Source organism: Kitasatospora sp. NPDC127067 (assembly GCF_042724755.1).
In the GTDB taxonomy this organism is placed as follows: domain Bacteria; phylum Actinomycetota; class Actinomycetes; order Streptomycetales; family Streptomycetaceae; genus Kitasatospora; species Kitasatospora lactacystinica.
Window position 1 is genome coordinate 1 of the sequence record NZ_JBHXEM010000190.1, and the last position, 12,137, is coordinate 12,137.

The following is a 12,137-nucleotide window of genomic DNA, read 5'->3' on the forward strand; positions in this document are numbered from 1 at the left end:
GGGCGGGCGCGCCCCCCCCGCCCCCCCCGCCGTCGGCGGTCGCCCGGGGCGCGGGGGCCCGCCTCCGCCCCCCGGGGGCGGCGCCGGGCCCCGGGTCACATCTCAAGCCCCTGCTCGAACATCACCTGGCGGACCTCCACGCCGGTGTGGCGGGCGTCCGGGATCAGCGCGGCCAGCTCGACCGCGCGCTCCCTGGTCTCGACGTCGACCAGGTAGAAGCCGCAGACGAACTCCTTGGTGTCCAGGTACGGGCCGTCGCTGTGCATTGGGCCGCCGTCGCGGACCCTGACGGTCGTGCTCTGCCCCGGTTCGGCCAGGGCCTGCGTGGTGACCAGCTCGCCGGACTCCTTGATGAGCTTCATGAAGTCGCCGTGGCCGGTGAAGACGGCCTGCTGCTCGTCGACGGACAGGCCCTCCCAGAGCACCGGGTCCATGTGCATCACGAGCAGGTACTTCATGGTTCTCACTCCTCGGGCCGTGGCCTCCGGGCGTCTCCGGGGGCCGTCACAGGAGACGTCGGAGCCGGCCGCCCGTTCTCGACACGAAAACGCGCGGCCGGCCGTGACGGGTCACGGCCGGCCGCGCGCAGCAGCGAATCAGCGCACCAGTTGGGCGGCCCGGGGGCCGGTCCGCTCCAGCCACCAGTGGGCGACCAGCAGATTGAGCACCCAGCCCGCCCAGTTGGCCACCTCCAGGAGCACCGGGAGGTCGAGCTTGAAGCCGGGGATGTACCCCATCAGCTCGACCACCACCCGGCCCCAACTGGTGCCGAGGGCCAGCGCGAAGCTGTACACCATCCAGCGCCGGTGGTCGACGAACCGGCGCTGCAGGGCGGCCCGCAGCCCGAGCACGGTGGTCAGCAGCCAGAGCACCCCCATCATGGCCAGGCCGATCCTGCCGCTCGGGGCGGTGGAGTAGGGCAGCAGCACCAGGGCCAGCAGGCCGCCGGGCAGGGCCCCGGCGAAGATGTACACCCGGCCGCTGATCCGGTGCACCGCCGGGTGGTTGCGGCGTATCCAGGGCAGGACCTGGAGGAAGACCGTCACCATCGAGATGTTGCCGAAGACGACGTGCCCCACCAGGACGGCGTAGTGCGCCGGGAAGGACGGGTCCAGGGGGATCCGGGCCTGGCCCGGGCCGCCGGTCAGGTACCGGGGGAAGGCGTACACCAGATTGAAGACCACGAGGACGGCCAGGGCCGTCACCCACGGGCTCTGCCACCAGCTCGGTGCGGTCGCGCCCGCTCCGGTGCCGGGTCTCGCGTGTTCCGGTCCGGCGGCCAGGGCCCCGGACGGCTTCGTGTTCCGTGTCACCGCTGATCCTCGACTTCCGTTGGGTCCGGGTGGTTCAGTGGTGGTACTCGCCGGCGTTGGCGTCCAGGCAGTGGCCGGTGACGGCGCGGGAGAGCGGGGACATCAGGAACAGCACGGCGTCGGCGATCTCGTCGGGCTCGGGGAGCCGGCCGAGGTCGAGGGTGGCCGCGATCTCGTCGTAGATGTCCTGCACGGTGACGCCGCGCTGCGCGGCCCAGTGGCCGAACCCCTCGCGCAGGGCGTCCGCCCAGATGTAGCCGGGGGCGACGGTGTTCACCCGGATGCCCTGCGGGCCGAGCTCGGTGGCCAGGCTCTGGGCCAGCGACAGCAGGGCGGCCTTGCTCATCTTGTAGGCGCCGAACAGCCGCTTGGAGTGCCGGATCACCGCGGAGTTGATCATGACGACCGAGCCCCGGTTCTCGGCCAGGGCGGGGGCGAACAGCCGGGTGAGCCGCAGCGCGGCGTAGACGTTGGTCTCGAACCCGGCGCGCACGTCCGCGAATTCGACCTCGCCGAGGTCGACCAGCGGGGGCACCGCGAAGGCGTTGTTGACCAGGGCGTCGATCCGGCCGAAGGCCTCCGTCGCGGTCTTGACCAGGGCGGCGGCCGACTCGTCGTCGGTGATGTCGGTCGGTACGGCCAGTGCCCGGCGTCCGGTGCGCTCGACCTCCGCGGCGATCTCGGCGAGCCGGGAGGCGGTCCGGGCGGCGAGCACCACGTCCGCCCCCGACTGCGCGGCGCGCAGGGCGATGGCCCGGCCCAGACCGGGGCCGACCCCCGAGACCACGACGACCTTGTTCTCAAGCATCCTGATCCTCCAGCAAGTCCGGCTGTGCGTCGGTTGGTTCGATCGACAGTGCGTGGCGGAACACGTTCCGGGGGTCGTACGCCCGCTTGACCCGCTGCAGGCGCGGGTAGTTGCCGCCGTAGTAGAGCACCGACCAGGGCACCCCCGAGGTGTTGAGGGCGGGGTCGGCCAGGTCGCGGTCGGGGTAGCCGATGTAGGCGCCGTCGGTGAACCCGTCGGGGACGGGGACCCCGCCGGTCCCGGCGTGGACCTCGCGGTAGAACTCCCGGACCCAGGCGATGCAGGCCTCGTCCTGGTCCGCGGACAGCCAGAAGCCGCCGCTGTAGAGGACCTTGAGGATCGAGTCCCGCTGGGCCGTGGCGGTGGCGTCGGGGGCGACGGTGTTGACCCTGCCGCCGAAGCCGGCGACCACCAGGCACGACATCGGGTTGATGTGCTCCGGATCGCTCAGGTAGCGCCAGACCACCCCGAGCTGGCGGTCGGTGAAACCCTTGCGCAGGTAGGCGGCCTTGTCCTTGTAGCGCCCCTTGGGGTCGTTCGGGAAGCTGTACGAGGGCAGCCAGGAGCTCAGCCAGGGCACGACCTCGGTGACGTGCACCGACGGTTCCACCCCGACCCCGGCGCTGACCGCGTCGAAGTGCTCGGCCAGCACCTTCTCGGCGTCCGGCCCCTCGTGGTCGATCACCACGACCATCCCGAAGGCCCCGGAGTTCCGGTGGGTGACGATCAGGTTGCTCCACAGGCCGGCCGCCGGCGCGTCGGCGTCGTCGTGCTCCTCGTACCAGGTGCAGTAGTTGCGCAGCAGGGTGGCGAGGGCCTCCTCGGTCATGCCCTCCCAGGGCCACATGACCGTCCGCTTCCACACCCGGGCCGGAGCCCGGGGCAGCAGTCGGGCCGGGTCGGCCGAGTCGGCCCCCGGGGTGCGCAGCCAGAACCTGGTCACCACACCGAAGTTGCCGCCTCCGCCGCCGGTGTGGGCCCACCACAGGTCGTGGTGCGGATCCTCGGGGTCGGCGCTCGCCACCACGGCGCGGGCCCGGCCGGACTCGTCGACGACCACCACCTCGACGGCGTGGAGGTGGTCGACGACCAGGCCGTCGCGGCGCGAGAGGTGTCCGTAGCCGCCGGCCGTGAAGTGGCCGCCGACGCCGACGTCCAGGCAGGTGCCGGCCGGGACCGTCACGCCCCAGCGCTTGAAGAGGGTCCGGTAGACGTCCCCGAGCAGGGCGCCGGAGCCGACCTCGATCGCGCGCCGGTCGGGATCGTAGGAGATGCCGTTCAGCTGGGACACGTCCAGCAGGACCTGGACGTCGGGGGAGGCGGTGAAGTCCTCGAAGCAGTGCCCGCCGCTGCGGACCGCGATCCGCCGGCCGGTCGCCACCGCCTCGTCGACGGTCGCCACCACCTCCTCGGTGCCGGCCACCACGTGCACCTGGTCGGGCCGTCCGACGAAGCGGTGGTTGTAGCCCTGGACGAGGTTCTCGTACCGCGGGTCCCCGGGCCGGATCACCACCGGCCCGGTCGGATCAACGGTCCTGTCGGTCATGCTCGTTCGTCCTTCCACGGGGCGGACGCGCGCGGCGCCGGCTGTCGGGTCCCGGGGGTCCTGCGCGGGGGCCCGGGGGCCGCGCCCCGCCCCAGCGGCGCGGCCCCCGGGCGGGGAAGGTCCGGCTAGCCGGCCACCGCGCCGGAGCCGGACGTGGCTGCGAACAGTTCGGGGGCGACGTCCTCGGCCATGGCCCTGGCCGACTGCCAGGCGACCTCGTGCGTGGTGCCGACACCGCCGCAGAGCAGCACGAAGCGACGGAAGCCGGCGGACGTCAGCGCCTCCAGCTTGGCCCGGACCGTCTCGACCGAACCGACCAGGGCGAACGGGTTGCGGAGGTAGGACTCCGCGGGGGCCTCGAACACGCCCTGCACGCCGGTGTCGCCCTCCTTCGCCAGCGAGGACAGCGGGCTGTCGGCGGGGTCGGCGCCGGCCATCCGCGCCAGCACCCCGCCGGCGGTCTCGATGTGCGAGACGAAGCCGTCGCGGACGAGCTCCGCGGCCTCGCGGTCGGTGTCGGCGATCACGGTGAAGCAGCTCGCCGCGACGTTCGCCATGGAGAGCTCGTGCCCGTGCTCCTTGCCGACCTCCAGGTAGCGGTGCAGGCGCGCGACCATCTCCTCCACGCTGATCTTCGACATGCCGCCGGCCGCCGGGTCGAGGTTCAGCCCGGTGAAGACGTTCCAGCCGCGGCGGGCCGCCATGGCGAGGGACTCGTCCGTCTCCGCCGCCACCCACAGCGGCACGCTCGGCTGGACCGGCCGGGGCCAGACGGTGACCTTCGCGACCTCGGCGTCCTGGAGGAAGGCGGTGTACGCGGGGGTCAGGTCGTCCTTCGCCACCGGGTGGTCGATCCGGTTGACGGCGCCGTCGATGAGGTCGGCGTTGTGCTCGAAGGCGGCCCGGTCGCCGCGCCGGCCGAGGCCGATCTCCAGCCGCCCGCCGGAGAGCACGTCGATCATGTTGAACTGCTCGGCGAGGTGCAGGGGGTGGTGCAGCAGGGCCAGGTTCACCCCGGAGACCAGCCGGGCCCGGGTCGTCCGCGCGGCGATCGCGGCCAGCATGACGTTCGGGTGCGGGGAGATCGACGACGGGCCGAAGTGCTCCGGCAGGCTGAGGCCGGCGTAGCCGAGGCGCTCCGCCTCGACGCAGTGGTCGAGGTAGGTCTCGTAGAGGCGGGCCCCGAGAACCGGGTCCCACTCCTCCGGCGAGCGCGATCCCGACGGCGCGTAGGTGAGGTTGTCCCAGTAGACGAACTTGACGCTGTTCGGGTCCTCGGAGAGTGTGCTCATGCCGGTGGTTCCCCTCTGTTCGCAAGGCTCGCAGTGGATGTGAATCAATCTAGCCAGGCGACCGGAGGCCGCCATCTTCCAGATTGCCCGCGCGGTCCGGGCCGGTTTCAGACCATGCCCGGGGCCTCCAACGACCTGGCCAGCGCGGCGGCGTCGGAACGCACCCGGCCGCCGAGGCGGGGGCGCTGACCGGTGTCGGAGTACTGCCGGGGCCGGCTGCCGCCGGTGCGGCGCAGCACGGTCATGCTGTTCTGCCGCAGCTTGCGGCTCTCCAGCAGGTTGAGCATCTCGAACTCGCCGGGGGCCATCCGCTGGGTGTCGGCGATGTACTCCAGGATCGCCTCGCCCTCGGGATAGGTCATCAGGTAGTGCATGACCACGATCCCGCCATCCGGATCGATCAACTCCCAGAAGTTCTCGAAGAAGTAGAGGCAGTCCCAGGCGTCCACCCAGGCGAAGTCGATCGGCCGGAACTCCTCGGGGAGGCGTCCGACGGCCCCGCGCATGTCGGAGTTGACGACGGTGACGCGCTCGGCGAGGCCGAGCTCGCCCAGCACCTCCGTCACCAGCGGGGCCGAGGAGCCGGCGTCCGAGAGGTCGTCGACCGCCACGAACCGCGGCCGGTACGGCTCGCGGTAGCCGCCCGGCAGCAGCAGCGCCGGCTCGCTGTCGATCCACGCCTCGTCCAGCTCCCGGTCGTCCGCGAGGTACGGCAGGGTCTTGCGGACCAGCGCCGCGGCCTCGGCCCCGGCCAGTTCCTCGGCCTCGGCCAGGGCCTTCGCCAGGAACGGGGTGGTGTAGCCCATGCCGACCTCCAGCACCCGGTGGGGCCGGACCAGGTGGATCAGCTGGGAGAGCAGCGGCGCCACCACCTCCGTTCCCATGCCCGGCACCCGCAGCCGCTCGACCGCGGTCCGGAAGCGCTCGTCGGGGATCGTGTCACGCGTCATCGCCGGTACCCCTGCCCTGCTGGTGCTCGATGGCCTGGTAGAGCGCCTTGATGTTGCCGCTGCCGAAGGAGCGGGCGCCCATCCGCTCGATGACCTCCAGGAAGAGGGTGTTGCGGGGGTGCACGGACTTGGCGAAGATCTGGAACAGCTGCCCGTCGTGGTCCTGGTCGATCAGCAGGTTCAGCCGCTCCAGTTCCGCCACCGAGTGCCGCAGCGGGGTGAGCCGGTCCGGCAGCAGCCGGTAGTACGCCGGGGGGGTGCCCAGGAACTCCACGCCCCGGGCGGCGATCGCGTCGACCGAGCGCACGATGTCGTCCGTGGTGAAGGCGATGTGCTGCACGCCCGGACCGCCGTGGTCCTTCAGGAAGGAGTCCAGGTGGCCGGAGACCTCGGACGGGTCGGGGGTGATCAGGGTGAAGGTGACCGTGCCGCCCTGCACCACGTTGGTGATCATCACCTGGCCGTTGACCTCGATCCGCTCCGTGAAGATCGGTTCGAAGTCGAGGACCTCGCGGTAGAAGGCCACCGTCGTGTCCATCTGCCCCGGCTCGACGCAGATCGCGAAGTGGTCGACCTCCCGCAGGCCGCAGTCCGGCCCGGCCGGGCCGGCGTCGGCCGGCGTCAGCCCGGGCAGCAGCCGCTCGTCGCCGCCCGCCGGGCGTTCGACGAAGGTGTGGGCGATGTCGCCGACGCCCATGATCGTGGCGGTGACCACGTCGCCGTGCGCGACCGGCGCCGACACCGGCCGGGCGCCGCGGCGCACCGCGGTGGCGAAGGCCGCCCGGGCGTCCGGGACGCGCAGCGCGATGTCGGCCACCCCGTCGCCGTGCTTCTCGACGTAGGCCGCTCCCGGGTGGTCGCCCACCACCGGCCGGCTGAGCAGCAGCCGGATGCCGTTGGCGCCCAGCGCCACCGAGCGCAGCTCCCGCGCCTGCGGGGGCGAGCTCGCGTACACTTCCAGGCCGTACCCGCGGACCAGCCACTCGGTGGTGACCGCCAAGTCGGCGACGTAGCAGGTGATGTGGTCGACGAGCATGCCGCCGAAGGTCTCCTGACCCGCGTCGAGGCTCATGTTCCGGACTCCTCGTCAGTCGTCGGGCTGCCCAGGGGGGCGCCCGGTGAGGCCGTTCGGCCCCAGATCCGTCCAGTGCTCGTTCACGTAGGCGAGGGCGGTGGTCCGGTCGGACGGCCCGTGCTCGGTCGTCCAGCCCACCGGTACCGCGGCGTCGGCCGGCCAGAGCGAGAACTGGCCGCGCGCGTTGACCAGGACCGTGAACTCGCCGTCGTCGGCGTCGAAGGGGCTGCTCATTCCCGCTCTCCTTCCGGTCGGTCCAGCAGGCCCTCCAGGGCCGCCACCGAGGGAACGTCGAAGAACTGGGTGACGGTGAGCGGGATCTTCAGCTCGGCCCGGATCCGGCTGACCAGCCGCATCGCGGCCAGGGACTGGCCGCCGAGCTCGAAGAAGCTGTCGTCGACCCCGATCTCCGGCACCTCCAGCACCTCGGCGAACAGGGCGCACAGCTGCCGCTGCCGCTCGGTCGCCGGCGCCCGGCGGGTCGAGCTCGTCACCGGCTCGGGCAGCGCCCGCCGGTCCAGCTTGCCGTTGGGGGTCAGCGGGAGGGCCGGCACGCTCACGAAGGCCGTCGGCACCATGTACGCCGGCAGCTGCTCCACCGCGTGCGCCCGCAGCGCACCCGCCTCGATCCCGTCGGACTCCGGGACGTAGTACGCCACCAGGCGCTTCTCCCCGGACTCCGACTCCCGTGCCACGACGGCGACATGGGCCAGTCCGGGATGGCGCGCCAGTGCCGCCTCCACCTCGGCGGGCTCCACCCGGAAGCCCATCACCTTGAGCTGGTCGTTGGCCCGGCCGAGGTACTCCAGCAGGCCGTCCCGGTCGACCCGGACCAGGTCCCCGGTGCGGTACATCCGTTCGCCCGGCGCGTCGAAGGGGTTGGCCACGAACCGCTCGGCCGTCAGATCGGGCCGGTTGAAGTAGCCGCGGGCCAGGCCGCGTCCGGCGATGTGGAGCTCGCCCACCCCGCCGACCGGCACGGGCCGCAGCCCGGCGTCCAGGACGTGCAGCCGGACGTCGTCCATCGGCCGGCCGACGCCCACCGGGCCCGTGGCGAGGTAGGGGGCGGTCATCGGCGCGCTGGTGCTGAACAGCGTCGCCTCGGTGGCGCCGTACATCGCCCGCACCACCAGGGCGGGGTTGTGCTCCAGCACCCGCTGGACGGCCGAGGGGGCGATGACGTCGCCGCCGGTGAGCACCTCGCGCACACCGGCGAGGCAGCCCGGGTCCTCCTCGGCCAGCACCCGGAACAGTCCGGCGGTCAGGTGGATGCCGGTGATCCGCTCCTCGGCGATCAGCCGGCGCAGGGCGTGCACGTCGAGGTCGCCCGGCGGGGCCACCACGATCCGCCCGCCGTGCAGCAGCGGCACCCAGAGCTCGTACGTGGAGACGTTGAAGGCGTACGGCGCCACCATCAGCACCCGCTCGTGCCGGCCGTCCGCCCAGATCGAGTCCAGGGCCAGGCCGAGCGCGTCCCGGTGGGCGATCGCGACGCCCTTCGGCACCCCGGTGGAGCCCGAGGTGTGGATCACGTAGGCGAGGGCGTCCGGGCCGGTGGGGACGGCCGGGTCCGTCGCGGGGTAGCCCGCGAGGCCCTTCTCGCCCTCGACGACGACCACCTCGGCGCCTTCCGGCAGGCCCTGCCTGCTCATCGCCTCGTCGGTCAGCAGCACCGGCGCCGCGCAGTGCTCCACGATCCACTGCTTGCGCGGCAGCGGGTAGGCGCTGTGCAGCGGGAGGTAGCACCCGCCGGCCTTGAGCACGGCCAGGATCGCCACCACCAGGTCCGCCGACCGCTCCATCAGCACCGCGACCGGCGACTCGGTCCGCACGCCGAGTTCGCCCAGCCGGTGCGCCAGCCGGTTCGCCCGCTCGTCCAACTCTCGGTAGCTGAGCCGGACTTCACCGGACGACACGGCGATCGCGTCCGGTGTCCTGAGCGCCTGTTGCGTGAAATGCCCCTGAAGGGAAGGGGAAGCCACCATGCCCTCCGATCATCGTCGATTGGTTGTCGGTGCCCGGATCAGCTGTCGAGCAGCCCGCGGACGGAATCACTCAGGTCGGCGAAGGAGGACAGATCGGGTACCGTCCATCCGTTCAGGTCGTACTCCGCCAGGCACTCGTCGACCAGGCCCTTGTAGGAGTCCAGCTGGCCGTTGGCGAGCTGGGCGAAGAGCAGCTCGATCCGGGTGTTCTCGTGACTGCCCGCGTAGTTGCGCTCGTAGAGCTCGTGGCGGCCGCCGAACTCGCTGCCGACGGCGTCCCAGAGCAGTTTCATCACCTTGACCCGCTCGACCGCGTCCACGCCGCCGGAGCCGCGGAGGAACCGGTCCAGGTAGGGCCGGATCTCCGGATTGCCGAAGTCCTTGGCACTGGAGTTGACGTAGATCAGCCCGCTGGCCACGTCCTGGAGGACGATCTCCCTGATCCGCGGGTAGCCCGTCTGCATGAACCACCGGTAGGCCAGGCCGTACTGGGAGTTGGGCAGCACCGCGCCGTTGCGCCAGGCGACCGGGTTGCGGGCGGCCGCGTCGGACAGTCCCCAGAACAGGTTGCGCCAGGCCAGCACCTCGCCGAGCCGGCTCTGCACCCCGCGGAAGTCCCCGGTGCCGGTGATGTCCAGGGCCTTGGCCAGCAGGCCGGCGATGAACTCCAGCTTCACCGCGAGCCGGGTGCAGCCGTGGAAGGTGAACCGCTCGATGAAGCCGGACTGGCCGGTGAACATCCGGATCTTCTCCGGCTGCCCGTAGACGAAGACGTTCTCCCACGGGATGAGCACCTTGTCGAGCACCAGGATGGTGTCGTTCTCGTCCAGCCGGGAGGAGAGCGGATGGTCGAACGGGCTGCCCATCGCCGCCGCCGTCGCGGTGTAGGACGGGCGGCAGATCAGCTTCATCCCCGGCGCGTTCATCGGCACGGTGGCCACCAGCGCGAAGGTGCGGTCCTTGATCGGCAGGCCGTAGTGCGCGATGAAGTTGTAGTGCGTCAGCGCGGAGCCGGTGGCGACCACCTTCGCGCCGGACACCACCAGGCCGGCGTCGGTCTCCCGCTCGGCGTGGATGAAGACGTCCTTCACCTGGTCCGGCGGCAGGGACCGGTCGACCGGCGGGTGCACGATCGCGTGGTTCCAGTACAGCACCTTCTCCTGCGACTCGGCGTACCAGCGCCGGGCGTTGTCCGCGAACGGCTCGTAGAAGTCCGCGTTGGCGCCCAGGGTGCCGAGGAAGGAGGCCTTGTAGTCGGGGCTGCGGCCCATCCAGCCGTAGCTCATCCGCGCCCAGGCGGCGATCGCCTGCTGGTCGCCGACCAGGTCCTCCGCGCTGCGCGGGGTGGTGAAGAAGCGGTGGGTGTAGCCCTCGCCGCCGCTGTCGACCGGCGCGGTCAGCACGGGCCGGTGCCGGGGGTCGTGCAGGGCGTCGTAGAGCCGTGCGGTCATCCGGACCGGATTGTGGAACGCCGGGTGGGCGGTGACGTCCTTGACCCGATCACCGTAGAGGTAGATCTCCCGGTCGTCGCGCAGGCTCTCGATGTACTCCGCCCCGGTCAGCGGGCGAGTTCCGCGCGCACTGCCGGCGGTGGTTTCCCGGGCTTCGGCCATCAGACGCCTCTCCTTGCTGCCAGTTCACCGGACGGATCGAGACTGACAGCCCGGGAGCGGCGGTGGCTTCTCCCGACGTGCGCCGCTTGCGGACCCGGGCGGCCCGGGCGGTCCGCACGGCCCGGACTCAGCACGAGCGGAGATGCCCGCGGTCCGCCGCCCCCGGAGCATGAGCATCTGGATTTGCCAGGCCTGCGCAGGAGGGACTCCGGAATGAGCAAGCGAATCGACATCGACATCGTGGTGCCGCTCTACCCGTTCATGCCGTACTTTCTCGACCGGACGAGGGAGTTGGCGGAGAAGTTCACGGCCAACCACCCCGAGTACCGGATCCGGGTCAGCGGCGCCGACTGGCTGTCGGTGCCGCAGACGGTCCACGACGCCGTCCAGCAGGGCGGCGCGCCGACCATCGCGCAGTACTTCTACACGTCGACCCGGGACGCCCTCGACGCCCGACGGCCCGACGGGTCGCCGCTGTTCACCTCGGTCGAGCGGGCGATCGCGGGCCGCACCGAGATCCTCGGCGAGCCGGTCGTGCTCGGCGACGTGGCGCCCGCCGCGCGGCACTACTACACCCACGACGGCGCCGTGGCGGCCATGCCGCCGCTCACCTCGACCACGCTGCTCTACGCCAACACCACCCTGCTGGAGCGGGCCGGGATCACCGAGGTCCCGCAGACCTGGGCCGGGATCGAGGCCGCCTGCCGGGCCGTCGCCGCGCTTCCGGACGGGCCGGCCCACGCGATCACCTGGCCCAACCACGGCTGGTGGTTCCAGCAGTCGGTGGCCCAGCAGGGGGCGCTGCTGGCCGACCACGACAACGGCCGCTCCGGTCGCGCGGAGACGCTGTACCTCGACTCGGACGCGATGCTCGCCTACGTCGACTGGTGGCGCGGCCTGCACCGGGCGGGCCTGTACCGCTACCACCCGAGCCGGGTGAACACCGAGGTCGACTGGGACGGCAACTTCCGCGCCTTCGCCGGACAGGAGGTCGCCTTCGTGCTCACCACCTCGGTCGAGGCGGCCCGGATGGCCCAGGCCGGCCTGGACGGCGGCTTCGTCGTCCAGGCCTGCCGGATGCCGTACAACGACCGGGTGCCCTACGCGGGCAACGTGATCGGCGGCGACGCGCTCTGGCTGGCCGCCGGCCTGGACCGGGAGACCGAGGACGGCGCCCTGGCCTTCATGCAGTACCTGAACACGCCGCGCACCGCCGCCGAGCGGCACCGGGAGACCGGCTTCATCCCGGTCACCGGCGGTGCGATCGACCTGCTGGAGGAGGAGGGCTGGTTCGAGCGCAACCCGCACTTCCGCACGGCGCTGGACCAGCTCGCCGCCAACTCCGGTTCGCCGGCCGCCCGGGGCGCGCTGCTCGGGGAGTTCGCCGGGATCCAGGACATCCTGACCACCGCCATGCACGACGTGCTGGTCACCGACGTGGAGCCGCGGGTCCGCTTCGCACAGGCGAACGCCGAGGCCCAGCTGCTGCTGGACCAGTACAACGACGCCTGCCGGGGCCTGCGCCCCCGCGGCCCGATCAGGGTCGGCTGACGAC

Annotated in this window: 11 protein-coding genes; 1 reads left to right on the top strand and 10 read right to left on the bottom strand. The window is 72.0% G+C overall.

Annotated features, from left to right (window positions below; translation table 11 throughout):
- Positions 1 to 95 precede the first annotated feature (95 nt).
- The 10 genes from ACFWJ4_RS38720 to ACFWJ4_RS38765 form a co-directional block, all read right to left on the bottom strand.
- A complete protein-coding gene (locus ACFWJ4_RS38720) occupies positions 96 to 458 on the bottom strand; it encodes a YciI family protein (protein WP_380553379.1) in 363 nt (120 codons plus the stop codon).
- A gap of 138 nt (positions 459 to 596) precedes the next feature.
- The gene (locus tag ACFWJ4_RS38725; RefSeq protein WP_380553381.1) at positions 597 to 1,313 is read right to left on the bottom strand and encodes a DUF2306 domain-containing protein; all 717 of its coding nucleotides are present in this window, start codon (positions 1,311 to 1,313) and stop codon (positions 597 to 599) included.
- Between the two features lie 34 nt (positions 1,314 to 1,347).
- A complete protein-coding gene (locus ACFWJ4_RS38730; RefSeq protein ID WP_359915586.1) occupies positions 1,348 to 2,121 on the bottom strand; it encodes an SDR family oxidoreductase in 774 nt (257 codons plus the stop codon).
- Positions 2,114 to 3,667, bottom strand: coding sequence for an FAD-binding oxidoreductase (locus tag ACFWJ4_RS38735; RefSeq protein WP_380553384.1), 1,554 nt, complete (start codon positions 3,665 to 3,667; stop codon positions 2,114 to 2,116). The genes ACFWJ4_RS38730 and ACFWJ4_RS38735 overlap by 8 nt, the downstream gene beginning before the upstream one ends.
- 125 nt (positions 3,668 to 3,792) lie before the next feature.
- The gene (locus tag ACFWJ4_RS38740) at positions 3,793 to 4,959 is read right to left on the bottom strand and encodes an LLM class flavin-dependent oxidoreductase (RefSeq protein ID WP_380553387.1); all 1,167 of its coding nucleotides are present in this window, start codon (positions 4,957 to 4,959) and stop codon (positions 3,793 to 3,795) included.
- A gap of 107 nt (positions 4,960 to 5,066) precedes the next feature.
- Positions 5,067 to 5,909, bottom strand: a complete 843-nt coding sequence (locus ACFWJ4_RS38745) for a hypothetical protein (RefSeq protein WP_380553390.1) — start codon at positions 5,907 to 5,909, stop codon at positions 5,067 to 5,069.
- Positions 5,899 to 6,981 (bottom strand): 4-hydroxyphenylpyruvate dioxygenase, encoded by a 1,083-nt coding sequence (hppD, locus tag ACFWJ4_RS38750; RefSeq protein WP_380553393.1) that lies wholly within the window; start codon positions 6,979 to 6,981, stop codon positions 5,899 to 5,901. Before hppD ends, ACFWJ4_RS38745 begins: the two co-directional genes overlap by 11 nt.
- A gap of 15 nt (positions 6,982 to 6,996) precedes the next feature.
- Entirely contained in the window at positions 6,997 to 7,218 is a 222-nt protein-coding gene (locus ACFWJ4_RS38755; RefSeq protein WP_380553396.1) for an MbtH family protein, read from the bottom strand.
- Positions 7,215 to 8,969, bottom strand: a complete 1,755-nt coding sequence (locus ACFWJ4_RS38760) for an amino acid adenylation domain-containing protein (RefSeq protein ID WP_380553399.1) — start codon at positions 8,967 to 8,969, stop codon at positions 7,215 to 7,217. Before ACFWJ4_RS38760 ends, ACFWJ4_RS38755 begins: the two co-directional genes overlap by 4 nt.
- Positions 8,970 to 9,007: 38 nt before the next feature.
- Complete coding sequence (locus ACFWJ4_RS38765; RefSeq protein WP_380553402.1) at positions 9,008 to 10,582, bottom strand: 4-hydroxyphenylacetate 3-hydroxylase family protein; 1,575 nt, start codon at positions 10,580 to 10,582, stop codon at positions 9,008 to 9,010.
- Positions 10,583 to 10,795: 213 nt separating this feature from the next.
- Between ACFWJ4_RS38765 and ACFWJ4_RS38770 the strand changes: the two genes are divergently transcribed.
- Positions 10,796 to 12,133: an extracellular solute-binding protein gene (locus ACFWJ4_RS38770; RefSeq protein WP_380553405.1), complete on the top strand. Its 1,338-nt coding sequence runs from the start codon at positions 10,796 to 10,798 to the stop codon at positions 12,131 to 12,133.
- The last annotated feature ends 4 nt before the right edge of the window (positions 12,134 to 12,137 follow it).

What these genes read in the sequence shown, in the direction of transcription:
- ACFWJ4_RS38755 (WP_380553396.1), bottom strand. Translation starts at nt 7,218, where the DNA reads ATGAGCAGCCCCTTCGACGCCGACGACGGCGAGTTCACGGTCCTGGTC.
- ACFWJ4_RS38720 (WP_380553379.1), bottom strand. Translation starts at nt 458, where the DNA reads ATGAAGTACCTGCTCGTGATGCACATGGACCCGGTGCTCTGGGAGGGC.
- ACFWJ4_RS38770 (WP_380553405.1), top strand. Translation starts at nt 10,796, where the DNA reads ATGAGCAAGCGAATCGACATCGACATCGTGGTGCCGCTCTACCCGTTC.
- ACFWJ4_RS38730 (WP_359915586.1), bottom strand. Translation starts at nt 2,121, where the DNA reads ATGCTTGAGAACAAGGTCGTCGTGGTCTCGGGGGTCGGCCCCGGTCTG.
- ACFWJ4_RS38735 (WP_380553384.1), bottom strand. Translation starts at nt 3,667, where the DNA reads ATGACCGACAGGACCGTTGATCCGACCGGGCCGGTGGTGATCCGGCCC.
- ACFWJ4_RS38765 (WP_380553402.1), bottom strand. Translation starts at nt 10,582, where the DNA reads ATGGCCGAAGCCCGGGAAACCACCGCCGGCAGTGCGCGCGGAACTCGC.
- ACFWJ4_RS38760 (WP_380553399.1), bottom strand. Translation starts at nt 8,969, where the DNA reads ATGGTGGCTTCCCCTTCCCTTCAGGGGCATTTCACGCAACAGGCGCTC.
- ACFWJ4_RS38740 (WP_380553387.1), bottom strand. Translation starts at nt 4,959, where the DNA reads ATGAGCACACTCTCCGAGGACCCGAACAGCGTCAAGTTCGTCTACTGG.
- ACFWJ4_RS38745 (WP_380553390.1), bottom strand. Translation starts at nt 5,909, where the DNA reads ATGACGCGTGACACGATCCCCGACGAGCGCTTCCGGACCGCGGTCGAG.
- hppD (WP_380553393.1), bottom strand. Translation starts at nt 6,981, where the DNA reads ATGAGCCTCGACGCGGGTCAGGAGACCTTCGGCGGCATGCTCGTCGAC.